At 68.3% G+C, this 24,173-nt stretch carries 22 protein-coding genes, 1 pseudogene and 1 riboswitch; of the genes and pseudogenes, 14 read left to right on the plus strand and 9 right to left on the minus strand.

Going from position 1 to position 24,173, the window contains the following annotated elements; translation table 11 throughout:
* Nucleotides 1-9 precede the first annotated feature (9 nt).
* From NOF53_RS12765 to NOF53_RS12780, 4 genes and pseudogenes are all read left to right on the plus strand, one after another.
* Nucleotides 10-903 carry an XdhC family protein gene (locus tag NOF53_RS12765; RefSeq protein ID WP_255968768.1) on the plus strand — a complete coding sequence of 298 codons (894 nt, stop codon included), beginning with the start codon at nt 10-12 and terminating at the stop codon, nt 901-903.
* Nucleotides 900-1,787 (plus strand): AAA family ATPase, encoded by an 888-nt coding sequence (locus tag NOF53_RS12770; protein WP_255968770.1) that lies wholly within the window; start codon nt 900-902, stop codon nt 1,785-1,787. The genes NOF53_RS12765 and NOF53_RS12770 overlap by 4 nt, the downstream gene beginning before the upstream one ends.
* Before the next feature lie 12 nt (nt 1,788-1,799).
* The gene (locus tag NOF53_RS12775; protein ID WP_255968772.1) at nt 1,800-2,447 is read left to right on the plus strand and encodes an SRPBCC family protein; all 648 of its coding nucleotides are present in this window, start codon (nt 1,800-1,802) and stop codon (nt 2,445-2,447) included.
* A pseudogene (locus NOF53_RS12780) lies at nt 2,444-3,656 on the plus strand (vWA domain-containing protein). Before NOF53_RS12775 ends, NOF53_RS12780 begins: the two are co-directional and overlap by 4 nt.
* A 75-nt stretch (nt 3,657-3,731) precedes the next feature.
* On the opposite strand, the gene NOF53_RS12785 reads toward NOF53_RS12780, so the two are convergent.
* Nucleotides 3,732-4,094, minus strand: a complete 363-nt coding sequence (locus tag NOF53_RS12785; RefSeq protein ID WP_255968775.1) for a cupin domain-containing protein — start codon at nt 4,092-4,094, stop codon at nt 3,732-3,734.
* Nucleotides 4,095-4,521: 427 nt separating this feature from the next.
* On the opposite strand from NOF53_RS12785, the gene NOF53_RS12790 reads away from it, so the two are divergent.
* From NOF53_RS12790 to NOF53_RS12805, 4 genes are all read left to right on the plus strand, one after another.
* Nucleotides 4,522-5,289 (plus strand): TSUP family transporter, encoded by a 768-nt coding sequence (locus NOF53_RS12790; protein WP_255968995.1) that lies wholly within the window; start codon nt 4,522-4,524, stop codon nt 5,287-5,289.
* A gap of 22 nt (nt 5,290-5,311) precedes the next feature.
* The gene (locus NOF53_RS12795) at nt 5,312-6,832 is read left to right on the plus strand and encodes a TldD/PmbA family protein (protein WP_255968777.1); all 1,521 of its coding nucleotides are present in this window, start codon (nt 5,312-5,314) and stop codon (nt 6,830-6,832) included.
* The gene (locus NOF53_RS12800; RefSeq protein ID WP_255968779.1) at nt 6,829-8,190 is read left to right on the plus strand and encodes a metallopeptidase TldD-related protein; all 1,362 of its coding nucleotides are present in this window, start codon (nt 6,829-6,831) and stop codon (nt 8,188-8,190) included. The genes NOF53_RS12795 and NOF53_RS12800 overlap by 4 nt, the downstream gene beginning before the upstream one ends.
* 399 nt (nt 8,191-8,589) lie before the next feature.
* Nucleotides 8,590-8,805, plus strand: a complete 216-nt coding sequence (locus tag NOF53_RS12805) for a hypothetical protein (RefSeq protein WP_255968781.1) — start codon at nt 8,590-8,592, stop codon at nt 8,803-8,805.
* Nucleotides 8,806-9,032: 227 nt separating this feature from the next.
* Here NOF53_RS12805 and NOF53_RS12815 read toward each other — a convergent pair whose 3' ends face one another.
* The 3 genes from NOF53_RS12815 to cobN form a co-directional block, all read right to left on the minus strand.
* A complete protein-coding gene (locus tag NOF53_RS12815; protein WP_255968782.1) occupies nt 9,033-10,181 on the minus strand; it encodes a hypothetical protein in 1,149 nt (382 codons plus the stop codon).
* A 258-nt stretch (nt 10,182-10,439) separates the two neighbouring features.
* The gene (locus NOF53_RS12820; RefSeq protein WP_255968784.1) at nt 10,440-10,835 is read right to left on the minus strand and encodes a PPOX class F420-dependent oxidoreductase; all 396 of its coding nucleotides are present in this window, start codon (nt 10,833-10,835) and stop codon (nt 10,440-10,442) included.
* Nucleotides 10,836-10,857: 22 nt separating this feature from the next.
* Nucleotides 10,858-14,460: a cobaltochelatase subunit CobN gene (cobN, locus tag NOF53_RS12825; RefSeq protein WP_255968786.1), complete on the minus strand. Its 3,603-nt coding sequence runs from the start codon at nt 14,458-14,460 to the stop codon at nt 10,858-10,860.
* 72 nt (nt 14,461-14,532) lie between these two features.
* A riboswitch (cobalamin riboswitch) is annotated at nt 14,533-14,675 on the minus strand.
* A gap of 6 nt (nt 14,676-14,681) precedes the next feature.
* Between cobN and cobG the strand changes: the two genes are divergently transcribed.
* From cobG to NOF53_RS12840, 3 genes are read left to right on the plus strand one after another with little or no spacing between them, the layout of a single operon-like run.
* Nucleotides 14,682-15,815: a precorrin-3B synthase gene (cobG, locus tag NOF53_RS12830; protein WP_255968788.1), complete on the plus strand. Its 1,134-nt coding sequence runs from the start codon at nt 14,682-14,684 to the stop codon at nt 15,813-15,815.
* 24 nt (nt 15,816-15,839) lie between these two features.
* On the plus strand, nt 15,840-16,466 hold the full coding sequence (locus NOF53_RS12835; protein WP_255968790.1) for a precorrin-8X methylmutase: 627 nt from the start codon (nt 15,840-15,842) through the stop codon (nt 16,464-16,466).
* Nucleotides 16,463-17,965, plus strand: coding sequence for a precorrin-3B C(17)-methyltransferase (locus NOF53_RS12840; protein WP_255968792.1), 1,503 nt, complete (start codon nt 16,463-16,465; stop codon nt 17,963-17,965). The genes NOF53_RS12835 and NOF53_RS12840 overlap by 4 nt, the downstream gene beginning before the upstream one ends.
* On the opposite strand, the gene NOF53_RS12845 is transcribed toward NOF53_RS12840, so the two are convergent.
* The 3 genes from NOF53_RS12845 to NOF53_RS12855 are packed head-to-tail and all read right to left on the minus strand — an operon-like array spanning nt 17,940 to nt 20,280.
* Entirely contained in the window at nt 17,940-18,434 is a 495-nt protein-coding gene (locus NOF53_RS12845; RefSeq protein ID WP_255968794.1) for a hypothetical protein, read from the minus strand. The two genes, NOF53_RS12840 and NOF53_RS12845, sit on opposite strands and share 26 nt — an antisense overlap.
* 41 nt (nt 18,435-18,475) lie before the next feature.
* Complete coding sequence (locus tag NOF53_RS12850) at nt 18,476-19,390, minus strand: serine hydrolase (RefSeq protein ID WP_255968796.1); 915 nt, start codon at nt 19,388-19,390, stop codon at nt 18,476-18,478.
* The gene (locus NOF53_RS12855) at nt 19,387-20,280 is read right to left on the minus strand and encodes a LysR family transcriptional regulator (RefSeq protein WP_255968797.1); all 894 of its coding nucleotides are present in this window, start codon (nt 20,278-20,280) and stop codon (nt 19,387-19,389) included. Before NOF53_RS12855 ends, NOF53_RS12850 begins: the two co-directional genes overlap by 4 nt.
* Nucleotides 20,281-20,427: 147 nt before the next feature.
* Here NOF53_RS12855 and bla point away from each other — a divergent pair, with 147 nt between their 5' ends.
* A complete protein-coding gene (gene bla, locus NOF53_RS12860; protein ID WP_255968799.1) occupies nt 20,428-21,384 on the plus strand; it encodes a class A beta-lactamase in 957 nt (318 codons plus the stop codon).
* 392 nt (nt 21,385-21,776) lie between these two features.
* Here the strand turns inward: bla and NOF53_RS12865 are convergent, their stop codons facing one another.
* Nucleotides 21,777-22,064, minus strand: coding sequence for a hypothetical protein (locus tag NOF53_RS12865; protein ID WP_255968801.1), 288 nt, complete (start codon nt 22,062-22,064; stop codon nt 21,777-21,779).
* A 139-nt stretch (nt 22,065-22,203) separates the two neighbouring features.
* Here NOF53_RS12865 and NOF53_RS12870 point away from each other — a divergent pair, with 139 nt between their 5' ends.
* Nucleotides 22,204-23,130, plus strand: a complete 927-nt coding sequence (locus tag NOF53_RS12870) for an LLM class F420-dependent oxidoreductase (RefSeq protein ID WP_255968803.1) — start codon at nt 22,204-22,206, stop codon at nt 23,128-23,130.
* 35 nt (nt 23,131-23,165) lie between these two features.
* On the opposite strand, the gene NOF53_RS12875 is transcribed toward NOF53_RS12870, so the two are convergent.
* Entirely contained in the window at nt 23,166-23,546 is a 381-nt protein-coding gene (locus NOF53_RS12875; RefSeq protein WP_255968997.1) for a hypothetical protein, read from the minus strand.
* Between the two features lie 179 nt (nt 23,547-23,725).
* Between NOF53_RS12875 and NOF53_RS12880 the strand changes: the two genes are divergently transcribed.
* Nucleotides 23,726-24,169 carry a cupin domain-containing protein gene (locus NOF53_RS12880; protein WP_255968805.1) on the plus strand — a complete coding sequence of 148 codons (444 nt, stop codon included), beginning with the start codon at nt 23,726-23,728 and terminating at the stop codon, nt 24,167-24,169.
* Nucleotides 24,170-24,173 lie beyond the last annotated feature (4 nt).

The following is a 24,173-nucleotide window of genomic DNA, read 5'->3' on the forward strand; positions in this document are numbered from 1 at the left end:
GGAGGCCCGATGGATCTGAAAGAGCGTGCGGCGCAACTGACGCGCGACCGCAGGCCGTTCGTCCATGCGACCGTGGTGCGGGCGCAGCCGCCCACGTCCAGTCACACCGGCGACGAGGCGATCCTCCTGCAGGACGGGACGATCGAGGGGTTCGTCGGTGGTCAGTGCGCGCAGAATTCGGTACGCATGGCCGCCCTGGGCGCGCTGGCAACCAACGAGAGCGTGCTGTTGCGGGTCCTTCCCGACGGGGCGGTGCAGTTCCCCGAGACTCCGGGCGCGTCCGTCGTGGTGAATCCGTGCCTGTCCGGCGGTGCCATGGAGATCTTTCTGGAGCCGCAGCTGCCACCGCCGTTGGTACGGATCTTCGGCACCACGCCGATCGCGCAGGCGTTGGGGGGCATAGCGGAACTGCTGGGATTCACCGTCGAGCACGACGACGCCGGAATCGAACAGTTCTCCGGCACGACGGCGGTGGTGCTCGCCGGCCACGGCGGACCCGAAGCGGAGGGGATCCGTGCGGCGCTCGACGCCGGGGTCGGATATGTCGGGCTCGTCGCCAGCCGAACACGCGGTGGGGCCATCCTCGACACCCTCGGGCTGACCGAGTCCGAACGGGCGCGGGTGCACACCCCCGTCGGTCTCGACATCGGGGCGCGGACGTCGGCGGAGATCGCGGTGTCGATCGCGGCCGAGTTGGTGCAGGAACTGCGAACCGCGGGACTTTGCGCGCCCGAAGATGATTCGACTTCGCGAGCGGCGGTGACGGAGGTGATCGATCCTGTGTGTGGGATGCGCGTCGTCGTGGGGCGGGACACCGCCCACCTACGGCGCGGCGGTGACGATTTCTGGTTCTGCGGGCCGGGTTGCCGGGCATCGTTCGCGCAGCGGACGGGAGCGGTATGACGGCGGCATTCGAGGACGTGGCGGACGTGGTCCGGCGCTTCGATGCCGAGGACTACCTCCTGGACTTCGGAACCGCGTCGGCCCTGTATCTCGCGGCGGCCCTGCGCCGCCCGCTCCTGCTCGAAGGCGAACCCGGAGTCGGCAAGACCACCGCGGCGAAGGCTCTCGCGACCGTCCTCGGCGCCCCGCTGATCCGGTTGCAGTGCTACGAGGGCCTCACCGCGAACGAAGCCCTCTACGACTGGAACTACCAGCGGCAGTTGCTCACCATCCGGCTGGCCGAATCGCGGGGCGACGGCCTCACCGAGGACGACCTGTTCACCGAGGAGTTCCTGCTGGAACGTCCGATACTTCATTGCGTGAGATATCGAGGACCGACCCCGCCCGTACTGCTGATCGACGAAATAGACCGAGCCGACGACGAGTTCGAGGCACTCCTCCTCGAATTCCTGGGGGAGGCATCGGTCACCGTTCCGGAACTGGGAACGTTCACGGCCGAACAGCACCCCGTCGTCGTGCTGACGTCCAACCGGAGTCGCGACCTCCACGACGCGCTGCGCAGACGATGCCTCTACCACTGGATCGACTATCCGGAGCCGGCGCGGGCGGCCGCCATCGTGCGCCGCACGGTGCCCGTGGCGGCGTCGCCCCTCATCGAGCACGCCACCCGCTTCGTCGGCCGGGCCCGCGAACTCGACCTCGACAAGCCGCCCGGAATCGCCGAGACGATCGACTGGGTGTCCGCACTCGCGGCGCTGGGAGTGGCCGATCTGGTGCGCGACGACGCGATCCAGAGCCTGAGTGCCCTCGCGAAGACCCCGGACGACCGCACAATAGTTCAGGACGCATTCACCGACTACGCGCACGGCCTGGCCACCGGATGAGAGGCAACTGCCATGAAGATCGCCAACGAGTTCACCGTCAGCGCCCCGATCGAGCAGGCGTGGGAGGTGCTCAGCGACCTCGAGGAGGTTGCTCCCCTGCTCCCCGGAGCTCAGATGACAGGGCGGGAGGGTGACGATTACCTGGGGCAGGTGAAGGTCAAGGTCGGCCCGGTGACCAGCGAGTTCAAAGGCAAGGCCGCCTTCGTCGAGCGTGACCCGAAGGAGCATCGCGCCGTGATCGATGCCCGCGGGAGGGACTCGCGCGGGTCCGGCAACGCGTCCGCGACGATCACCGCCCAGTTGCACGAGGTCGGTGACCGCACCCGCGTCACCGTGGACACCGACATGAAGATCGTCGGCAAACTCGCGCAGTTCGGCAGCGGGATGATCCAGCAGGTGTCGGAGAAACTCATGGGCCAGTTCGCGGAATCGCTGGAAGCGAAGCTCGCCGGGGGACCCGCCGACCAGCCCGCGGCCGAGCCCGAGTCCGCCGGCACCACGACGCTGTCCGTGGCCCGGCCTGCCGCCGAACCGGCGCCGCTGGACCTGCTGGCGCTGTCCGGTGCGGGTGCGGGTGCGTGGAAACGGTACGCCCCGATCCTCGCTGCCATCCTCGCCGGGATCGTGGTCGTCCTCGTGGTGGGCCGCCGCAGGCGATGACAGCGTCGGGCGTCCTGCGGGGCGTCGATCTCGCGGCGTTCGCGGTGGCACTCGTCGCCCGGTTGCGTTCCCGTGGCGTCGTTGTCTCCGCGAGTGGCCCCGCGGCGTTCGTGCAGGCGCTTCATCTGTCGCCGCCGAGTTCGCGGTCGCGGCTGTACTGGTCGGCGCGGCTGACACTCGTCAACCGCGTCGACGACCTCGCGCCGTTCGACGCCGTCTTCTCCGCGGTCTTCGAGGACGCCCTGCTGTCCGTGGATCCGCCTGCGCGGCGAGCCACTGCGGGACGGGAGACGGACCTCGCCGGTGTCCGCGACGACCGCGACCGGCCCGGTGACGCGCAGGACGTCGAGGGCGTGCCGTGGATGACCGATGATGACCGGCGACGACGACAGCGGCGAGGACGACATTCACGACGTGCTCACCGCCGTGCCGGACACCCTGCCCAGCAGGCTCGTGGCTCGCGCCGACGAACCCTTCGCCCGATTCGACGCCGGCGACCTCCGGCTCCTCGGGGCCTGGCTGGAGCAGGCCACCGACGCGTGGCCGTCCCGCCGCACCCGGCGTCGCGAAGTGCATCGCCGCGGCCGGCGTATCGACCTGCGGGCCACCATGAACCGGTCGAGGGCCACGGGCTGGGAGCCGGTGGTCCTCGCGCGGAGCCGCCCGCGGAACCGTCAGCGGCGCATCGTGATGCTGTGCGACGTGAGCCGGTCGATGCAGCCGTACGCCGCGATCTATCTCCATCTGATGCGGGCGGCGGTGCAACGACAGACCGCGGGCAGGCCGGAGGTGTTCGCCTTCTCCACCTCGCTGACGAGGCTCACACCCGTGCTCGCGCACCGCAGCGCCGAGACCGCGGTCCGCAAGGCGAACGACAAGGTGGTCGACAGATTCGGTGGCACCCACATCGCAGGCAGCGTGAGCGAACTGCTCGCGTCCCCGCACGGCAACGCGCTGCGCGGCGCAGTCGTGGTCATCGCGTCCGACGGCTGGGACAGCGACGACCCGACGCGCCTGGCGCATGCCCTCGCCCGGGTCCGGCGCCGCGCCCATCGACTCGTGTGGCTCAACCCCCGCGCCGGTGATCCCGACTTCCGGCCGCTCGCCGGATCGATGGCGGCTGCGCTGCCCTTCTGCGATGCCTTCCTCCCAGCGCACTCCGTGTCCGCGCTACGCGAGGTGCTGGACGTGATCAGCCGGATGGGATAGCGGGTGGCGCTGCAATCCTGACCGGGTCAGCCCTACATTGCCCAGCGCGGCCGGGAAGGATGCGGCGCGACCGAACTACCGCTTGGCGTAGTCGGCGACGCCGGTCCAGTCGACGAACACGCAGGGCTCATCGCCGAGAATCCAGGCGTCGTGTCCGGGCGGGCAGATCATGAGATCGCCGGGGCCGAACTCCATGTCCTCTCCGTCGTCCATGACGATCTTCATTCGACCCGAGATGACGTAACCCATGTGGGCGGCTTGGCAGCTGTCTGTCTTGGCTATCGGTTTGACGTGCTTGGACCACTGCCAGCCGGGTTGGAAGGTTGCCCTCCCCACAGCGCCGGATGGGACGTTGACGAGTTCGAGTTTGCCCATGTCCTCCTCGAAGGGGCGGGTTTCCTCGGGTGAATCGAGACTTTTGCGGATGAGACCGGACATCGTTGTCCTCCCACGTCGTTGGGGCGGCTCCCACAGATGCGGCGGACCTTCGCCCGTCGAACGCAGGGAACCGGGGGCTGAAGCGAATTCCTGGCACTTTCGATTCTGGGCGTCCACCCCGGTTTGCCGCAATATCGAGCGACGGTCCGTGGGTGGGGACAGCGGCGCACTGGGCGAACTGCGTCCTCCCCCGGAGGTTTCCGCGCGACCCGGGCGGCAGGGAGCAGCGGGTAGTCGTGAGGACCGAGCTGGCGGCGATGGTGGCGCGATGCTCGTGTCCACCGACCTGGTCACCGGCGCGACCGGAAACGGCCGGCGCTCGCCCGCGCAGTCGGGGTCTTCCCCCGCTCCTACTATGGTGAGCCGTGCCCCGACGATCGCAAGTCCGCAAGAGCTCGCCTCCCCTGTCCGCGGCAGCGACCCGGCGATGACCGTCAGCGACTGGGCCCTGCTGCTGACCGCCGCGACAGCCGCAGGGTGGGTCGATGCCGTGGTCGGCGGCGGCGGACTGATCCTCATACCGGCGCTGTTTCTGGTCGCCCCACATCTGACGCCACAGGCCGCGCTGGGCACCAACAAGCTGACCGCAGTCACCGGCACGTTCGCGGCCGTCGTCACCTTCGCGCGGCGTGTCCGGATGAACTGGCGGCTGCTGATTCCGGCCGGTCTCCTCGCCGCGGCGACGTCCGCGCTCGGCGCAGCCACGGTCACCCGCATCGACAAGGACGTCTTCATCCCGCTGATCATGGTGGTTCTCGTCGGGGTCGCCGTGTTCGTGACCGCACGGCCGCAACTCGGCGTCACCCTGGCGAAGGATCCTCCGACGCAACGGAAGATGATCGCCGTCGTGTTGTTGGCCGCCGGGCTGCTCGGGTTCTACGACGGGCTGTTCGGCCCCGGCACCGGAACCTTCCTCATCATCACCTTCGCAACCTTCCTCGGCACCGAGTTCGTGCGCAGCGCCGCGATGGCGAAGGTGATCAATCTCGGTTCCAACCTGGGCGCGCTGGTGTTCTTCGCGGCCAGTGGAAACGTGTTGTGGGCGCTGGGCCTCGGTATGGCGGTCTGCAATGTGCTGGGCGCGATCGTCGGATCGCGCATGGCGCTGAGCAAGGGCGCTGGATTCGTCCGCATCACCCTGCTGGTGGTGGTCATCGGTATGGTGCTCCGGCTGGGTTGGCAACAGTTCGGCTGAGTTTCCGACTACGGTGGTCCCCGTGACGGCTCCACGACAGGTTGATCCGGAATTTCTTGCCCTCCCTCTGCGTGTGCTGGCGGACGCCGCACTCGGGGCCGCACGCGCTGCGGGCGCGTCGCACGCCGATCTGCGGGTTCACCGACTGACCAGCCAGTCTCTCCGGCTGCGCGACGGCAAAGTTCAGGCGGCGGTCGACACCAACGAGGTGGGTTTCGCGGTCCGTGTGGTGGTGGAGGGGACATGGGGGTTCGCCTCCCATGCGGAACTGACCCCGGCCACCGCCGCCGCGACGGCCGAGCAGGCGGTCGCCGTGGCCAGGGCGTTGCGCGGACTCAACCGTGAACACGTCGAACTCGCCGACGAACCGGTGTACACCGATGCCGAGTGGGTGTCGGAGTACGAGGTGGACCCGTTCGAAGTGCCTACCGCAGAGAAGATCTCACTGCTCGGGGAGTACTCCCGCCGGTTACTCGCGTCCGACGGTGTCGACCACGTCACCGCCGATTGCCTTCAGGTGAAGGAGCAGACGTTCTACGCCGACCTGGCCGGCTCCTCCATCGTCCAGCAGCGGGTACGCCTGCACCCGCACCTCGAGGCCACCGCCGTCGACCAGTCGGCAGGGGTGTTCGAGACCATGCGCACGCTCGCTCCCCCGGTCGGCCGCGGCTGGGAGTACGTCCGATCCGACAGCACGTGGAACTGGGCCACCGAACTCGCCGAGATCCCGGAAATGCTGGCAGAGAAGGTGAAGGCTCCGACCGTGGTGGCCGGACCCACCGACCTGGTGATCGACCCGACCAACCTGTGGTTGACTATCCACGAGTCCATCGGGCACGCCACCGAATACGACCGGGCCATCGGCTACGAAGCCGCCTATGCGGGCACCTCGTTCGCCACACCCGACAAGCTCGGCACCTTGCAGTACGGAACCCCCATCATGCACGTCACCGCGGACCGGACGGTGCCCCACGGTCTGGCCACCATCGGATACGACGACGAGGGCGTCGAAACGCAGTCCTGGGATCTCGTGGCGAACGGTGTCCTGGTGGGCTACCAACTCGATCGGGCGTTTGCGCCTCGCCTGGGGCTCAACCGATCCAACGGGTGCTCGTACGCCGACTCTCCCCACCACGTTCCCATCCAGCGCATGGCGAACGTGTCGCTGCAGCCCGACCCGGACACCGACCGCAGCACCGCAGACCTCATCGCCGGCGTGGAGGACGGCATCTACGTGGTCGGCGACAAGTCCTGGTCGATCGACATGCAACGGTACAACTTCCAGTTCACCGGCCAGCGGTTCTACCGCATTCGCGGCGGCAAGATCCACGGGCAGGTCCGCGACGTCGCGTATCAGGCGACCACCACCGACTTCTGGGGGTCGTTGGAGGCGCTCGGTGGACGTTCTACCTGGCAGCTGGGCGGCGCATTCAATTGCGGCAAGGCGCAACCCGGTCAGGTCGCGGCCGTCAGCCACGGCTGCCCGTCCGCGTTGTTCCGCGGCGTCAACGTACTGAACACCCGGACGGAAGGTGCCCGATGATCGCCCCGCAGCAACTCGTCGAGCAGGTTCTCGCCCGCGCCACCGTGGACGACACCATCGTCCTCGTGACCGACGCCAGCGAGGCGGCCCTGCGGTGGGCCGGCAACTCGATGACCACCAACGGCCTGTCGACGTCACGCAGCTGGACCGTCGTCTCCATCGTCCGGGACGGTGACGAGGCGAAAGTCGGAATCGTCACCTCCGCCTCCGTCGATGCCGCGGACATCGACGGCGTCGTCCGTTCCGCCGAATCCGCCGCTCGCGCAGCCGGATCCGCCTCCGACGCTATGCCCCTGCTCGCGGCGGCCGACACCGACCCGCGGTGGGAGGAGAAGGCCGCAGGCACCGAGATCGGCGCGTTCGAGCACCTCGCCCAAGATCTCGCGATGGGCTTCGACGGCAGCGATCAGCTCTACGGCTTCGCCCATCACCAGCTGCACACCACCTGGCTCGGGACGTCCACCGGAATCCGGCGCCGATTCGTCCAGCCCACCGGGTCCGTCGAGATCAACGCCAAACGCGGCGACGCCAGCGCATGGGTGGGCACGAGCACCAAGGATTTCACCGACGTCCCCGGCACGAAGATGCTCGAAGAACTATCGACTCGCCTCGACTGGGCGAGCACCCGGGTGGAACTACCCGCCGGCCGGTACGAGACTCTGCTTCCGCCGTCCGCCGTGGCAGATCTGATGATCTACCTCATGTGGACCATGGAGGGGCGGGCCGCGGAGGAAGGCCATTCGGCACTGTCGGCGCCCGGCGGCACACGAATCGGCGAACGCCTCTCCGCACTACCACTCACGCTCACGTCCGATCCCGCCGCACTGGGCCTGGAGTACGCCCCCTTCGTCGCCATCCGATCCTCGTCCGAGTCGGTGTCGGTGTTCGACAACGGACTGGACGCGGGGCGCGTCGACTGGGTGCGCGAGGGCTCCGTCCACGCCCTCGCCTATCCCCGCGCAGCGGCCCGGGAGTTCGGCGCCGAGGTCACGGTGCCCGGGGACAACCTGATCCTCGACGCGGGCGGATCGCTGTCACTCGATCAGATGGTGGCCGAGACCGAACGCGGGCTGCTCCTGACCACTCTGTGGTACATCCGCGAGGTCGACCCGGCCACCCTGCTGCTGACCGGACTGACCCGCGACGGTGTCTACCTCGTCGAGAACGGGAAGGTGACCGGCGCCGTGAACAACTTCCGTTTCAACGAGAGCCCCCTCGACTTGCTCCGCAGGGTCTCCCAAGCCGGGGCCACCGAGCGCACGCTTCCGCGCGAATGGAAGGACTGGTTCACCCGAACGGCCATGCCGCCGTTACGGATCCCCGACTTCCACATGTCCTCGGTGAGTCAGGCGTCGTAACTCAGGGGCGCTCGTCGTTCCCGGAAGAGACCGCCCACTCCCCCGCTCCGCAGGCGGGCATTGGCCGGCCGGTCCTTCGCACGGGGCTCCTCGTCCGCCTGTCCAGCACCGTGGCCGCCCCGAACTCGGGCGCGTGCTCGTGAACACTGGTGATGTTCATTCCGGCCGCTGCGAACCGAAACGGCAAGTTCATTGTCTGAACGATTGTCCAGATGACATCTGGTGCCCGTTTACGCTATAAAGGTCCAGACGTCCTCGTTATGACATTTCTCACTCACCACTGAAGGGGCGGGAGACGTCACATTTCGGTCTCCAGAGAAGGGGACCACAACTCAGGTGGCTTGCCGCGTATTCGGCGTGCGCCGAGTTCTGTCCCTCGTACTCTGCCCAGGAGGTTGTATGCACTCCAGTGCCCTCGAACACGACTCGCTGACCCCCGAGTCGCGTCGATCGATCGTCGCGGCGAAAGCCGACTTCGGGAACGTGGCTCTTGCCGGATTCGTCTGCCTCGTCTCGGGTGTGGGCAGCGGCGCCATCACCGGCTCGCTGCTGGTCGGAGCAGCAGTGGGATCGATCGTTCTTCTGGCGACCGCCCTGTCAGTTGCCGCTGTATGAGCACTCCCCTATGCCTGCGTCCCACCCCGGAAGCCACTACTTCGCGAGCTCTGCCTGGTCCCGGTGAGATCCTCGCCGCGGCGAAGCGCATTCTCATCGCCAGCCGCGGGTACGGCGATGCCGAAGCATTCGAGGAACTACTGGATGTGTCCCGGCACCACCATGTGAGCGTGCAGCGAGCCGCGAGAATGCTGGTGGAGCTGGCCGATCGTCGACCGGCGGCGCCGCTACCCGCCGGATCGAGTGCCATGGCGTTCGGCGCATGGGCCACCTCGCTGTCGCCGAGTGTCGAGCGCCCGGGTGGTGGCGGTGCGCACAGCCGCGAGAAGCCGCGGCTGATCGGCGACCGCCTTGTCGTACACCAGCGCGCCCATCAGAACGCCTTCGTGGATGAGAGCGGTCGCTTCCCGGGCATCGTTTCTGCGCGGAAGGACCTGGCGTAGTCCCTGCGCATCCACATATCCGTCGTGGACGCGGGAATATGACCACAACGCCAGGCTGGGGTCCCGGAGCGCCTCGCGCAGGGCGTCGACGAAGCCCTCACCGAAGGGGGTGGCGCCGATGTCGACGGACAGGTTGCGCACCGCGGCACGCGTGACTCTGTATCGCCACAGCCCCACCAATACGGCGAGCGGGATCAGCGCGGTCGAGGGGTACCGCAGAAGCAGGGTCCACGCCTGTTGTGGACTGTGCACCCAGACCGACGCGAGCGGCGTCCATGCGGTGGCGGCAGTTCCGAGCAGGGCGGCGCAGCAGAGCGGTGCCACGGCGGCCCGGTAAGCTCGCGTACCCGAACGCCACCGCGCAAGCAGCACACCGATCAGAACCAGACCGATGGCCATTCCCCCGACACCGAAGACGACCTGCATCGCTGCGAAAATGGTCGGGTCGTCCCGTACCAGGAGAAGGTTCAATCCCGGTGGATGAGCGGAGTTGACGCGGCGGGTGTCGAGGAAGGCCAGCTCGCAGATGACGGATACCGCGTAGTACCCGTAACACCCGCCAATGAACCGGCGCTCCCACCGGTGGTGCAACCGCCCCCAGGGAAAACTGAACACCAGCTGGATCAGCACCGGTATATACATGTTGGTCAATACCGTGCCGGCGGTGAACAAAGCCGGGACCGTCGACAGCCGAAAGCCTTTCACCAACCAGAGCAACCCGGCCGCCACGAGCAGCCGCCCCAGAGTGTCCGCCGGCCGGTAACAGCCCGCGACCAGACCCGCCGCCACGAACACCCCGCCCACCATCAGGAACAACGCCAATTCCGTTGGGCCGAAGGTGGTCCGGCACATCTGCCACTCGACAGAAGCCGTCACCGCAACAACCAGCACGGCCGCCGAGAGGGCAGCCGCGATCATCGCACGACGGCTCATCGGGCGCCGTCCCTCGGCTCGAGGAAGAGCGAATGAGCAGATCGAGACATTCCACGGCGCACCTGCTCAATCGTTGCGGGCGACGGGATCGACCACCACCACCCCGGAGTGGGTCAATCGAACACCTTAGGTGGCCGAGCCACCACCCTGTCGTGCGCGGCTTCCGTGCGCCCGCTCCGAGAGGCCGGTCGAGCAGCCATTCCGATGTGGTTGCGATGCCGGCCCCCTCGCCGCACTCGTCGGCGCGGGTGGCCGCTGCTACCGGTCGCCCGCGGTCACGGCGAGCCCGATCGTGCCCGTTCTGCCTCGCCGAAGCAGGCTGAGCTTCATCGAGACCCACCCGAGGATCCCGTACTTGCGGGCAATGACGTCGCGCGCACGATCAGTGTCCGCGGCGTCGAGGACGACCGCCCGCCCCGGGACTTCCGGGCCCTTCGGCTTGCCCCGGACATCGCACACCGCCACCGTGACCTCCGGGTTGCGGCGGATTCGTTTCACCTTGTAGGAGTCGGTGACCGTCCACATCAGTAACCGGCCCCCGTCGGGGGCCGCCCACAGTGGCGTAGCCACCGGGGAGCCGTCCTGGCGAAAGGTGGTGAGCAGAACATACTTGGCGGCCGACACCCGATCGAATTCTGTGGTCACCCGGCCCATGCTAGCCCGCGCGAGCGCCGTCTCAGTCGCCCTCGAGTTCACCCTCGGTCTCGAGGTACACCTGCCGGAGCCCGTCGAGGGTGCCTTGTTCGGGGCGCTCCCACATGTCTCGCTCGGCGGCCTCGAGCAGCCGCTCGGCAATACCGTGCAGCGCCCACGGGTTCGACTTCTCCATGAATTTGCGGTTCTGCTCGTCGAGGACATACGACTCGGCCAGCTTCTCGTACATCCAGTCGGCCACGACGTTGGTGGTGGCGTCATAACCGAACAGGTAGTCGACGGTGGCGGCCATCTCGAATGCACCCTTGTACCCGTGCCGGCGCATCGCCTCGAGCCAGCGCGGGTTAACCACCCGCGCGCGGAAGACGCGGGACGTCTCCTCCGACAAGGTGCGGGTGCGCACCGAGTCGGGTCGGGTGCTGTCACCGATGTACGCCTCCGGTGACGTCCCGGTGAGCGCGCGCACCGTCGCGACCATGCCACCGTGATACTGGAAATAGTCGTCGGCATCGGCGATGTCGTGCTCGCGGGTGTCGGTGTTCTTCGCGGCCACGGTGATTCGCCGGTACGCCGCACGCATGTCGTCGGCGGCGGGGGCGCCGTCGAGTCCGCGTCCGTAGGCGAAACCGCCCCAGGTGGTGTACACCTCGGCGAGATCGGCGTCGCCGCGCCAGCTCTTGGAGTCGATCAGCTGCAGCAGTCCGGCGCCGTAGGTTCCGGGTTTCGAACCGAAGATGCGGGTGGTCGCGCGCCGCTCGTCACCGTGGTCCGCCAGATCGGCTTGCGCGTGCGCGCGCACGAAGTTGCTCTCCGCGGGTTCGTCCAGCGCGGCAACGAGCCGGACGGCGTCGTCGAGCAACGCCAGCACGTGCGGGAACGCGTCGCGGAAGAAGCCGCTGATCCGCACGGTCACGTCGATGCGCGGGCGGCCCAGTTCCGCGAGGTCGATCACCTCGAGGTTCACCACCCGCCGGCTGGCCTCGTCCCACACCGGCCGCACACCGAGCAGCGCGAAGACCTCCGCGATGTCGTCGCCGGAGGTGCGCATCGCGGACGTGCCCCACACGGACAGACCCACCGAGCGCGGCCACTCGCCGTGATCGGACTTGTAGCGGTCCAGCAACGATTCGGCCATCGCCTGGCCGGTCTCCCAGGCGAGCCGGGACGGTACGGCCTTCGGGTCGACGGAGTAGAAGTTGCGGCCCGTCGGAAGCACGTTGATGAGCCCCCGCAGCGGCGACCCGCTCGGCCCGGCGGCGATGAAACCACCGTCCAGGGCGTGGAGCACCTGCGCGATCTCGTTGTCGGTTTCCCGCAGTCGCGGCACGACCTCGGTGGCGGCGAAGCGCAGGATCTTCGCGACCGTGGCGTCGTCGGTCAGCGTGTCGGCTGCTTCGGGCCGCCAATCGGCGTCGGCCATGCCCCGCACGAGCGCGTGGGCCTGGGCCTCGACGTCGTCCACGCGGGTGCGCGATTCGTCGCCGTCCTCGCTGAGTCCGAGGGCCTCCCGCAAACCGGGAACATTCTGCTCGCCGCCCCACATCTGTCGGGCACGGAGCATGGCGAGAATCAACTCCGCCTCGGCGTCGCCGCGGGGCGCCTGCCCCAGCACGTGCAGCCCGTCCCGGATCTGGACGTCCTTGATCTCGCACAGCCAGCCGTCGACGTGCAGCAGCATGTCGTCGAAGACGTCTTCGTCGGGTCGTTCCTCGAGCCCGAGGTCGTGGTCCATCTTGGCGGCCCGCATCAGCGTCCAGATCTGCTGGCGGATGGCCGGCAGCTTCGACGGGTCCAGGGCGGAGATGTTGGAGTGCTCGTCCAGGAGCTGCTCGAGCCGGGAGATGTCGCCGTAGCTCTCGGCGCGGGCCATCGGCGGAATCAGGTGATCGACGAGTGTCGCGTGGGCGCGGCGCTTGGCCTGCGTCCCCTCGCCGGGGTCGTTGACGAGGAACGGGTAGATGAGCGGGAGATCGCCGAGTGCAGCGTCGGTGCCGCACGAGGCCGACATGCCGAGCGTCTTACCGGGCAGCCATTCGAGGTTGCCGTGCTTGCCCAGATGGACCACGGCGTCGGCGCCGAAACCCCCGTCTCCGGGGTGCGCGGCGATCCAGCGGTAGGCGGCGAGGTAGTGGTGGCTCGGCGGCAGGTCCGGATCGTGATAGATCGCGACCGGCTTCTCCCCGAATCCGCGGGGCGGCTGCACCATCAGTACCAGATTTCCGAACTGCATTGCCGCGATGACGATTTCACCGTCTGGGTCCTGAGACCGGTCGACGTACAGCTCTCCCGGTGCCGGGCCCCAGTGTTCCTCGACGCCCTCGCGCAGATCGGCGGGCAGCGCCGAGAACCACTCGCGGTAGCGGGCGGCCGAGATGCGGATCGGGTTGCCCTCGAGTTGCTCGGCGGTCAACCAGTCGGGGTCCTGACCGCCCGCGGCGATCAGCGCGTGAATGAGCGCGTCCCCGTCCTGCGCGGCGAGGCCGGGCACCGCGTCCGGGCCGTCCTCCGCTCCGAGGTCGTATCCGGCCGCGCGCATCTCGGTGAGCAACCGGATCGCGCTGGCCGGGGTGTCGAGACCGACGGCGTTGCCGATGCGGGCGTGCTTCGTGGGGTACGCCGACAGCATCAGAGCGATCCGGCGCTCGGATGCGGGAATGTGGCGCAGGCGGGCGTGCCGGACGGCGATGCCGGCCACCCGGGATGCGCGTTCCGCATCGGGGACATACGTGGACAGCCCGTCCGCGTCGATCTCTTTGAACGAGAACGGCACCGTGATGAGGCGTCCGTCGAACTCGGGCACTGCGACCTGGGTCGCGACGTCGAGCGGGGAGAGTCCGTCATCGTTGGACGCCCACGACTCCCGGCTGCTCGTCAGGCATAGACCCTGCAGGATCGGCACGTCCAGTGCGGCGAGCGCGGCGACATCCCATGCCTCGTCGTCACCGCCGGCGGACGCTCCGGCCGGCTTGGTGCCACCGGCGGCCAGCACGGTGACCACCATGGCGTCGGCGCGGCGCAGCGTCTGCAGCAGCTCGGGCTCGGCGGTGCGTAGCGACGCGCAGTAGATCGGCAGCGGGTTGCCCCCGGCCGCATCGATCGCGGCGCACAGCGCCTCGATGTAGCGGGTGTTCCCGGCCAGGTGCTGGGCGCGGTAGTAGAGCACGGCGATGGTGGGGCGCTGCGCATCGCCCTCGACGGCGAACGGTGCCAGGCCCCAGCTGGGCAGGTGGACCGGCGCCTCGAAGCCGTGACCGGTCAGCAGGACGGTGTCGGACAGGAAGTGATGCAGTTGGGCGAGGTTGTCGGCTCCGCCCTCGGCCAGATAGTTGTGCGCCTCCGCGGCGACCCCGGCGGTCACCGTCGAGCACTCCATCAACTCGGCGTCGGGGGCATGCTCACCGCCCAGCACCACCACCGGCCGGCCACTGGCCAACACGGCGTCGAGCCCGTCTTCCCACGCCCGGCGACCACCGAGAATCCGGACCACGACGAGGTCGGCGCCCGCGAGCAGGGCCGGCAGATCCTCCTCGATCAGCAACCGTGCCGGGTTGGCCCAGCGGTAGTCCGCTCCGCTGGCACGTGCGCTGAGCAGGTCGGTGTCGGAGGTGGAGAGCAGCAGGATCACAGGTGGAGCCTTCCTGGGGTGTCGCGCCCCGTGGCGGTGGTTCACCGAAAACCAGGTCGGCTTCGGAACCGTGGGTCAACAGGACGACAGGTGAGGGTCTGGCTCGCCCACCGGGTTCGGCGAGCTCACAGTGGCGCGACCGCACCGGAATTACACCGGCTTCCTCTCCTGCTGCCGCAAGTGGTCGTGATGCTACCGGGCGGCCGACGTAACCTGGGACCATGGTCGCCCCACGTTCCCGCCCCGACGCCTGCCCGGGCGCGCTGCAGGTCCATCAGGCCGCCGACGGCCCGCTCGCCCGCGTGCGACTGCCCGGTGGTGTCCTCACGCCGGCGCAGCTGCAGGTCCTCGCGGAATCGGCACGCGACCTCGGTAACGGGGAGATCGAACTGACCTCCCGCGGCAACGTGCAGCTTCGCGCCGTCGACGATCCCGCGGAGTTCGCGCGGCGACTCGCAGACACCGGCCTGTTGCCGTCGCACACCCACGAACGGGTCCGCAACATCCTCGCCTCACCGTTGACAGGCCGCATCGGTGGCGTCGCCGACCTGCGGGATCTGGTCGACGAACTCGACCGCCGGTTGTGCGCCGACAGCGCGCTGGCCGAACTGCCCGGCCGCGTCCTCTTCACCCTCGACGACGGCCGCGGTGACGTGTCCGCTCTCGGCGGCGATTTCGGAGTGCACGCAGTGAACGAGACCGAGGTGGCGCTGGTGCTGGCCGGGTGCGACAGCGGTGCCCGGATCTCGGTCGCCCAGTCGGTCGACGTGCTGCTCGACGCGGCCCGCACCTTCCTCGGTCTACGCGGGGGGCAGTGGCGGCTGTCCGAGATCGACGACGGGATCGAACGGACACTCACCGCGCTCACCCTCCAGCCCACCGCGGAACCGGTGACCGGGTACGCCGAGCACCGGCCCCCGATCGGGTGGCTGGATCAGCCGGACGGCACTGTCACGCTCGGTGGCGGCCTCGCATTCGGCATCCTCGAATCTCGGATGGCGGAGTTCCTGGCCGCGGTGGAGAAACCGGTGATCGTCACCCCGTGGAGGTCGGTGCTGCTGTGCGATCTCGACGAGTGGTCCGCCGAGCAGGTGGTCCGCGTCCTCGCACCGATGGGCCTGATCTTCGACGAAAACTCCCCCTGGCTGCTCGTCAGCGCGTGCACGGGCCGGCCGGGATGCGAGAAGGCGCTCGCCGACGTGCGCACCGACGCTCGCGACGCGGTCCTCGGTGGCGAACTCCCCGCCCCCGGGAGGCAACACTGGTCGGGTTGCGACCGCTGTTGCGGGCGCCCCAAGGGTGAGGTGACCGATGTCGTTGCGACCGGCACCGGTTACCGGGTCGACAACCCCTGACGGCACTGCCTCTATCGTGAGGCCATGATCGAGTACATCCGAGACGGCGCGGAAATCTACCGCCAGTCCTTCGCCACGATTCGCGCCGAAGCAGATCTCAGCGCTTTTCCGGAGGACGTCTCGCAGGCCGTGGTCCGCATGATCCACGCGAGCGGGCAGGTCGATCTGGTGGACGACGTCGCGTTCACCCCCGGTGTCGTCAAAGCCGCGCGTGAGGCCCTCGCGAACGGTGCACCGATCCTCTGCGATGCACAGATGGTGGCGGCCGGCGTCACCCGCAAGCGGCTGCCCGCGGACAACGAGGTGGTGTGCACTCTCCGCGACCCCCGGGTGCCCGTGCTGGCCGCGCAGATCGGGAACACCCGGTCGGCTGCCGCGCTGGAATTGTGGGGCAGCAAGCTCGACGGCGCCGTCGTCGCGATCGGGAACGCCCCCACCGCCCTGTTCTACCTGCTCCATATGATCGAGTCGGGCGCGCCTCGGCCCGCTGCCGTGATCGGTGGCCCGGTCGGTTTCATCGGTGCGGCCGAATCGAAGGAAGCACTGATCGAGCATCCGAGTGGGCTCGAGCACCTGGTGGTCCGCGGCAGGCGGGGTGGCAGCGCCATCACGGCGGCCGCCCTGAATGCGATTGCGAGCGAAGTGGAATGAGCACTGACGCGGGTGCGCCCGGCAAGCTCTGGGGAGTCGGTATCGGTCCGGGCGATCCCGAATTGGTGACGGTCAAGGCGGCGCGGGTGATCGCCGAGGCAGACGTGGTCGCGTTTCACAGCGCCCGGCACGGTAAGAGCATCTCCCGCGGAGTCGCCGCTCCATACATGCGCGAGGACCAGATCGAAGAGCACCTCGTCTACCCCGTCACCACCGAGACGATCGATCATCCCGGCGGGTATCAGGGGGCGATGGACGAGTTCTACGAGGAAGCCTCGGCGCGGCTCGCCGCGCATCTCGAGGCCGGTCGGTCGGTCGCGCTGCTCGCCGCGGGTGATCCGCTGTTCTACAGCTCGTACATGCACATGCACAAGAGGTTGGCGCAGCGGTTCGACGCCGAGGTGATTCCCGGTGTCACGGCCGTCAGCGCCGCCTCCGCCGCACTGGCCATGCCACTCGTCGAGGGCGAGGAAGTGCTCACCGTCCTGCCCGGCACGCTGCCGCAGGCGGAACTGACCCGACGCCTGCGCGAGACCGACGCCGCCGCAATCCTCAAGCTCGGCCGCACCTATCCGGCGGTCCGGCAGGCGCTGAAGGATTCCGGCCGCATCGACGAGGCCTGGTATGTGGAGCGGGCCAGCACCGACCGCGAACGGATCGCCTCCGCGGACGAAGTGTCCGACAGCGACGTGCCCTACTTCTCGATCGCCGTGGTCCCGAGCCCGTCCAACAGTCGCCCACCCACCGCGGCATCCACGGGCGAGCTCGTCGTCGTCGGCCTGGGCCCCGGCGATCAGGCCTGGACCACCCCGGAGGTGCAGTACGAGTTGTCCCTTGCCACCGACGTCGTGGGGTACGGACCATACATCGACAGGCTGCCCGAACGACCCGGTCAGCGCCGGCATTCGAGCGACAACCGCGTCGAAGCCGAACGCGCCGCGATGGCACTCGACCTGGCCAAGAACGGTGCCCGGGTGGCCGTGGTGTCGTCGGGTGACCCAGGAGTGTTCGCCATGGCCGCCGCCGTCCTCGAGGTGGCCGCCGAGGACCAGTGGCGCGACGTTCGCGTCCGCGTGCTCCCGGGCATGACCGCCGCCAACGCGGTGGCGAGCCGTGTCGGCGCTCCCCTCGGACACGACTACGCCGTCCTGTCCCTGTCGGACCGGTTGAAGCCGTGGGACATCGTGGCGCAACGGATTTCCGCCGTCGCGAGCGCCGACATGGCGTTCGCCGTCTACAACCCGGCGTCGAAATCGCGCACCTGGCAGGTGGCCGCGATGCGCGACCTCGTGCTCGAGCACCGCTCCCCCGACACTCCCGTGGTCATCGGGCGCGACGTGGCCGGGGCGCAGGAATCGGTGCGGGTCGTCCGACTCGCCGATCTCGACCCCACCGAGATCGATATGCGGTGCCTGCTCATCGTCGGGTCCTCGATGACCACCGTCGTCGAGAACGCACACGGCACCCGGGTCTTCACTCCGCGCCGCTACCCTGGCTGAGCGGCTCGAGTGCGACCAGTACCCCACGTTCCGATACCCACGGACCGTTGTCGGGCGGCGCCATCGACATCCAGCCGGTGCCCGCGAACGGTGACGACGGATCCGGGCGTTTCGGGACGAGACCCGTGTCGAACGACGCCTTGCCGTCGGGCATGTCGCTCAACGCGTAGGTACCGGCGGACCGGTGCCGTCCGTCCGGATCGCGGGGTCGTGTCTGGGTGATCAGCTGACGGCGGCGAATGATGCCACGCACCCGGGCCGGCGTGGGCAGGAGTGCACCGTAGTCGGCCTCGAGACGCCCGTGCAGGGTCACGGCGCCGTGCAGTTCGTCGGGAGACTTCACGAAGGCGGTAAAGCCGTTCCCGTGGAGCAACCCGGGGTGCAGGGAGGTCGTCGGCGCCGCGTCGAGCGCCTCGATGACCCCCGACACCTCCGAGCACAACTCCGGGACGACCACTCGAAGTGTCACTTCTTCACTGTGCCTCGTCGCGCGTCAGCGTGCACTGCGGCTCAATGGATGCGTCCGGACCGGAGTTCGGACACCGCGATCTGGGCGGCGCGGCCGATCGCCTGATCCACCACGGGCAGCAGGGGATCCGCCCGCGCGGCCCGGGTGAACACGGCCACCGCGACCGGGATCTCACCGGGGAAGGTAACGACGGCCGCCTCGTTGCGGATCGCCCCGATGGTCCCGGTCTTCCCCGCCACCGTGACGTCGGCATAGGGAAACCCCGAGCGGATGCGGTGTTGCCACACCTGCGCCGCCATCACCTGTCTGATGAAGTTCCCCTGCACCGGCGACACTGCCCGGTCCGTCCAGATCGCGTCGAGCAGCGCCGTCATCTCACGCGGGGTGGTGGCACTCGCGTACGACGGGTCGTAGGCCGACACCGTCCACGCATCGTCGTTGTCGGCGAGTGCGGCGAACGCTTCCGCGGTGGTGTGCGCGCGGGAGTCGATCACGAGTTTCCGATGGGAGTCCGCCGTCCCGCCGACGACGCGCGTCCGCGTCAGGCACAGATCGGCGAGAACCTTTTCGATGCCGTCGAGCCCGACACCGCCGAGGACGAGATCGGCCGCGGCGTTGTCGGAGACGGTCATCATCGACAGCGCCAGATCCCGCCAGCTCATCACGACGGGATCGCGGAACATCGACACCCCGGTCGGTCCCGGTGTGCAGTCCGCCGGGTTGACGCGCACCGTCGCCGTCGGCGACAGAGTGCCCGCATCGAAGGCGCGGCAGAGCGCGACCAGGAGCGGAAGTTTGTACACCGACGCGGTGACGACCAGATCGTCACCGTCCACGGAGATGTCCGGAGAGCTGGCGCCGCCACCCGGCGTACCGATGCGCCGCGCATGAAGCCAGCCGATGCAGCCGGCGTCGGCGAAGACGTCACGGATCCGTTTCTCGGCAGAAGGAGTCATCGCCTGCCCTTGAACAGCACTCGGTCGAGTGCGCCGGCAGAGGCGGCGACGTCGCTGCCCGACCGCCAGACAATGCGCACACGGAGGGCCAAGTCGTCCCGTGCAAGGTCGATCCAGGCCACTCCCGGCATGTCCGTCGGAGGAGACGTTGTCACCCCGAAACACCCGCCGGCCGCCACGTGAGCGAGCACCTCCCGTGGGCCCGACGCGACCACGACGTCCGGGTCGAGGCCGCGGACCCGCCACAGGTCGACGAAAAGATCGTGTGCCGGCGGGTTGTCCGAGCGCGGACCGGTCGACAGCGTCAGCCCGCGCAGCATACGGACCTGAGGCTGCCGAGCAGTCGCTGCGGGGTGATCGTCCGGAACCACCACCCAACGCCTAATTTTCAGGACGGGCCCACTGCCGAGCCCGGTGAGCAGTGCGGGATGTTCGATCACGGCCAGCTCGAGACTGCCGCCCCGCACCTCTTCCACCAACTCGCTCGTTGCTGCTGTTCGCGTCACCACCCGCGTGGGCTGCGCACGGTCCGCGTCGCGGAGGACGCGGACACACCGCACCACCACATCGTCACCCAACGCCGAGGTCACGCCCCACCGCACCACCGCATCGCTTCCGCCGGCAATGCGGTGCGCCTCGTCCTCGAACCGGGCGGCATCGCTGACGAGAAGTCGCGCCCGCGGCAACAGATGACGCCCCGCCTCCGTCAGCCCGACACCGCGGGCGCTGCGGGACACGAGCTCGGTGCCGAGCCGCTGTTCGAGCCGCCGCACACCTTGCGACAGCGGCGGTTGCGTCATCCCCAGTCGGGTGGCGGCGTTCCCGAAATGACCCTCTTCCGCAACGGCGACAAAGAAACTGAGGTGGCGGAGAAGATCCATGCCCACCATTGAACCAGCGGCGACAGCCGCGACTCGATGCGTCCACGAAAATGGTCCTCTCCGGACGGCTGTCTACCTGCGGTGATATCGAAGACGACTCGGTGGGGCGGCGGCCACGTCTTTGCGTTCGTGGACGTCGGGCCGGAGATTGTGTGCATGACCCGACCACGACCCACTCGACTTCCTCGCAGCGCCTACGCCCTCGCGCTCGCACTTCCTTTGCTGCTCGGTGCCTGCACGGACATCGCCGAATCCGCCGCTCCCACCACGCCGGCACCCTCCGCCCCGCAGGCGGTCTCGGCGGAGCAGTTCGCCTTCCTCGACTCGAGCATCGGTGCGCTGGAGGCGCGGTACTCGACCCGGATCGGAGTCACGGCTCTCGATCCCGCCACCGGCGCGGTGTACCGGCATCGGGGTGACGAACGGTTCGCCCTGTGCTCGACGTTCAAGACGTACGCCGCCGCGGAGGTACTCCGCCGCACGAGTGCCGGCACGTCGTCACTCGACAAGACCGTTCCCGTCGATGCCGCTGACCTCGTGGAGAATTCACCTGTCACCTCAGCGGCCGTGGGCACATCGATGACACTGGCACAGCTCGCCGAAGCGGCCCTCACCCGCAGCGACAACACGGCCGGAAACCTACTGCTCACCGAAATCGGCGGCCCGCAGGCCATCACCTCCCTCGCCCGCGACATCGGGGACGACACCACCCGACTCGATCGCTGGGAAACCGAACTGAACACCGCGCTCCGCGGCGATCCCCGCGACACGTCCACGACGAACGGCCTCGCCGAGGGCTACCGGGCACTACTCCTCGGCGACGAACTCGAGCCCGCGCACCGGCAGCAACTCCTCGACTGGATGCGCGCCAGCACCACCTCCGACACACGAATCCGCGCAGGATTGCCGCCGGGCTGGTCCGCCGCCGACAAGACCGGGACCGGACGCTTCGGCACCGCCAACGATGCCGGCGTGGTGTGGGACCCGGAAGGCAACCCTCTGGTTCTCGTCATCCTGACCGACAGTTCGACGAATCAGGAAGCAGCCCAACCGAACAACGAGGCCGTCGCGGAAACCACGAGCGCGGTCATCGGAGCGCTCACCGCCCCGTGAAGCGGATCCACCGCAGCACCGGCCGGGTGATGCCCACCGTCGACGGTCTAGTACACCGCGAAATGCGCCGAACGTCGCAGAATGTCATGGACCCGGGACAGCTGAGGGGTGACCACCCGAGTGACCGACTCCTGTCGACGACGAGGCAGTCGGCTCCCGACCGTGCTGGCCGGTCAAAATCTCGGTGACGGCAGCGGGAACCAGCAACCAGCTCCGGGCGATCGCAACCTCGACCGACGGTGTCGGAAACGATCCGATACGCATATCGCTCTGCGCTCTGCCCTGCCCGTCAGTCTGCCGAGAACCGGCGCCGGGCACACTCGCCGAAGCGGAGTGTGCCCGGCGCTCGAGGGTGCCGCTTCGTCGGGTGCGCAGGCCCCGCTCGTCACAGTTCAGATTTCGAAAGCCCAGTTGACCGGGTTGACGACCACGCGATACCAGACGTCCGTCGCGGTATCGAGGGTGCACGGGATGATGATGTAACCGGTGGTCTGCTCGAGCGCTGCCGCCTTGTTGCAGAAGTACTCGGCACCTTCACCGGAGGTCTCCGCGCGGTAGACGGGTCCGACGTGCCAGGGGTCGGCACCGGCGGTGCCTACACCGACGGTGGAGCCGAGGACGAGGGGTGCGGCCATGAGGCCGGCGAGTGCTGCGGTTCGCCGAACGGACTTCTTCTGCACGAGAGCTCCTTCACGTGGCGGGGACACGACAGTTCTGTGCCGTTAGGTCGTTCGCCACGAAAATATCGTTACCCTCGCATCTCGACAGTGGTGCCGGATTTCCTGCGCACTGTCCCGCCGATCAGGCATCGTGAAGGTCATGCGCGATTTCCGGTTCTCCTTCAACATCCTCGATGTCGGTTCCCGCGACGCGCTGATCGATCGATGTCGCCGCAGCGCCGAACTGGGCTACGACGTCGTGCTCGCCGCCGACCACCTCGGCGCACCGGCACCGTTTCCGATGCTGGTCGCCATCGCCGATGCCACCCGACAGCGGGTCGGCACTCTGGTACTCAATGCTCCGTTCTGGAACGCGGCCCTCCTCGCCCGGGAGATCGCGACCACCGACGTCCTCACCGACGGCCGGCTCGAGATCGGTCTCGGCGCCGGACACATGAAGTGGGAATTCGACGCCGCCGGCATCGAGTGGAAGCCGTTCGGTGGGCGTGTCGAACAGTTGGCGACCATGGTCGACGGCCTGCACACGTTCTTCACCAACGATTTCGACGAACTCCCCGAGGAGCGCGACACCCCGCGGCCACTGCAGCGGTCCGGCTTCGAAGGGTCGGGGCCTCCCCTGTTGATCGGCGGCACGGGCGATCGGGTGCTGCGCATCGCTGCGGCACATGCGGACACGGTCGGAGTGGCGGGCACGTTCCAGATTCCCGGTAAGCCGCCCGGAACGTTCCGGCTCGCCACCGCCAGCGAAACCGACGAACGAATCCGATTCGTGCGCAAACACGCCGGAGGCCGGGCTGACGGTATCGAGTGGCACCTGCTGGTACAGATGGTCGTCGAGACAGACGACCGACAATCCGCGGCGCAGAGCATCGCCGAGCGGATGGCCGCAAACATGACTGCCGAGGACGTGCTCGACACCCCGTACCTGCTCCTCGGAACTGTGGAGGAGATGGTCGAACAACTCGAGCGGCACCGCGAACGGTACGGCTTCTCGTACATCACCGTGCACGACCCCTATATGGAGGTGTTCGCGCCCGTCATCGACGCACTGCGTGGGCGTGGGTGACCCGGACAGCCACCCGTCCGGGCCACCGCCGACCCCTACGGCGTGGTGATGTACTCCTGAATGGCCTGCTGCGCCCTGGGATTTCCGTTACCGATACCCACGATGGCGCCCGTGATGGCACCGATGGGCGTCCCGATCATGCAACCGGCGAGGCTACCGGGGAACATCGACACACACCCCACCCCGAGACCGATGAGGGCGCCGATCGCCGTCCCCGCAGCGCCGCCGTTGGCCCAGCCGACGCCGAGTTCGTTGAGCATGTTCTCGAGGGCTTTCTGCTTGTCGACCTCGTGCCGGAAGGGAACAGCCTGAGCGGGCACGACACCGCTCGGTTCCACCGGATCGGCGTGCGCCGTACCCGCTCCCATGGTCAACGCCCCCGCAACGAGGGCCGACGCTACTGTCTTCTTCACCATGTTCATCGTGATCCCACCCTGCTGACGAAGGAAAAACCGTTCCGACTGTAACCCGCAGTGGTGGGCGCGGGAGGCGAAAATGGGCCCGAAGTATCCGATCCCGAAACGGGCCCGCGGGTCACCCCCTCAACCGTAGGCTGGGGTGTTCGGGCACTTCCGTGCCCCGAGAGGTGGTGGCGATGTCCGTCAAACCGAGTCTGGCTGCGTTGACCTGTGTAGCCCTGGCAGTGCTTCTTCCCTCCCCCGCGCAGGCCACCCCCTCGTCCGGCGTGACGGCGCAAATCCTCTTCGAAACAACCGTGCCCGCCATGACCGGTTCCGCGGAGACCGGTGCCACCCATCTCACCCTGCGCCGCATCGAGATCGCCCCCGGCGGCACCACGGGGTGGCACTACCACGACGGGCCGGTGTACGCCCTCGTCGAATCAGGCGTTCTCACAAGGACTCTGGACGACTGCACGACAGTGGTAACCACCGCCGGGCAAGCGATCACCGAAAACTCCGGACGTGACCACGTACACATCGGTTCCAATCTGGGTCAGGTTCCGCTGGTCCTGTTGGCGTTCTACACCGAACCGGAGGGAAAACCGTTGTCGGAGGACGCACCCGCCGTCGCGTGCTGAAGAT

This window comes from Rhodococcus tibetensis (genome assembly GCF_024438035.1).
In the GTDB taxonomy this organism is placed as follows: Bacteria; Actinomycetota; Actinomycetes; order Mycobacteriales; family Mycobacteriaceae; genus Rhodococcus_F; species Rhodococcus_F tibetensis.

Excerpts from the sequence above, each read along its gene's own strand:
- NOF53_RS12765 (WP_255968768.1), top strand. The coding sequence starts at position 10 with ATGGATCTGAAAGAGCGTGCGGCGCAACTGACGCGCGACCGCAGGCCG.
- NOF53_RS12770 (WP_255968770.1), top strand. The coding sequence starts at position 900 with ATGACGGCGGCATTCGAGGACGTGGCGGACGTGGTCCGGCGCTTCGAT.
- NOF53_RS12775 (WP_255968772.1), top strand. The coding sequence starts at position 1,800 with ATGAAGATCGCCAACGAGTTCACCGTCAGCGCCCCGATCGAGCAGGCG.
- NOF53_RS12785 (WP_255968775.1), bottom strand. The coding sequence starts at position 4,094 with ATGTCCGGTCTCATCCGCAAAAGTCTCGATTCACCCGAGGAAACCCGC.
- NOF53_RS12790 (WP_255968995.1), top strand. The coding sequence starts at position 4,522 with ATGACCGTCAGCGACTGGGCCCTGCTGCTGACCGCCGCGACAGCCGCA.
- NOF53_RS12800 (WP_255968779.1), top strand. The coding sequence starts at position 6,829 with ATGATCGCCCCGCAGCAACTCGTCGAGCAGGTTCTCGCCCGCGCCACC.
- NOF53_RS12805 (WP_255968781.1), top strand. The coding sequence starts at position 8,590 with ATGCACTCCAGTGCCCTCGAACACGACTCGCTGACCCCCGAGTCGCGT.
- NOF53_RS12815 (WP_255968782.1), bottom strand. The coding sequence starts at position 10,181 with ATGAGCCGTCGTGCGATGATCGCGGCTGCCCTCTCGGCGGCCGTGCTG.
- NOF53_RS12820 (WP_255968784.1), bottom strand. The coding sequence starts at position 10,835 with ATGGGCCGGGTGACCACAGAATTCGATCGGGTGTCGGCCGCCAAGTAT.
- cobG (WP_255968788.1), top strand. The coding sequence starts at position 14,682 with ATGGTCGCCCCACGTTCCCGCCCCGACGCCTGCCCGGGCGCGCTGCAG.
- NOF53_RS12835 (WP_255968790.1), top strand. The coding sequence starts at position 15,840 with ATGATCGAGTACATCCGAGACGGCGCGGAAATCTACCGCCAGTCCTTC.
- NOF53_RS12840 (WP_255968792.1), top strand. The coding sequence starts at position 16,463 with ATGAGCACTGACGCGGGTGCGCCCGGCAAGCTCTGGGGAGTCGGTATC.
- NOF53_RS12850 (WP_255968796.1), bottom strand. The coding sequence starts at position 19,390 with ATGACTCCTTCTGCCGAGAAACGGATCCGTGACGTCTTCGCCGACGCC.
- NOF53_RS12855 (WP_255968797.1), bottom strand. The coding sequence starts at position 20,280 with ATGGTGGGCATGGATCTTCTCCGCCACCTCAGTTTCTTTGTCGCCGTT.
- bla (WP_255968799.1), top strand. The coding sequence starts at position 20,428 with ATGACCCGACCACGACCCACTCGACTTCCTCGCAGCGCCTACGCCCTC.
- NOF53_RS12870 (WP_255968803.1), top strand. The coding sequence starts at position 22,204 with ATGCGCGATTTCCGGTTCTCCTTCAACATCCTCGATGTCGGTTCCCGC.
- NOF53_RS12875 (WP_255968997.1), bottom strand. The coding sequence starts at position 23,546 with ATGGTGAAGAAGACAGTAGCGTCGGCCCTCGTTGCGGGGGCGTTGACC.
- NOF53_RS12880 (WP_255968805.1), top strand. The coding sequence starts at position 23,726 with ATGTCCGTCAAACCGAGTCTGGCTGCGTTGACCTGTGTAGCCCTGGCA.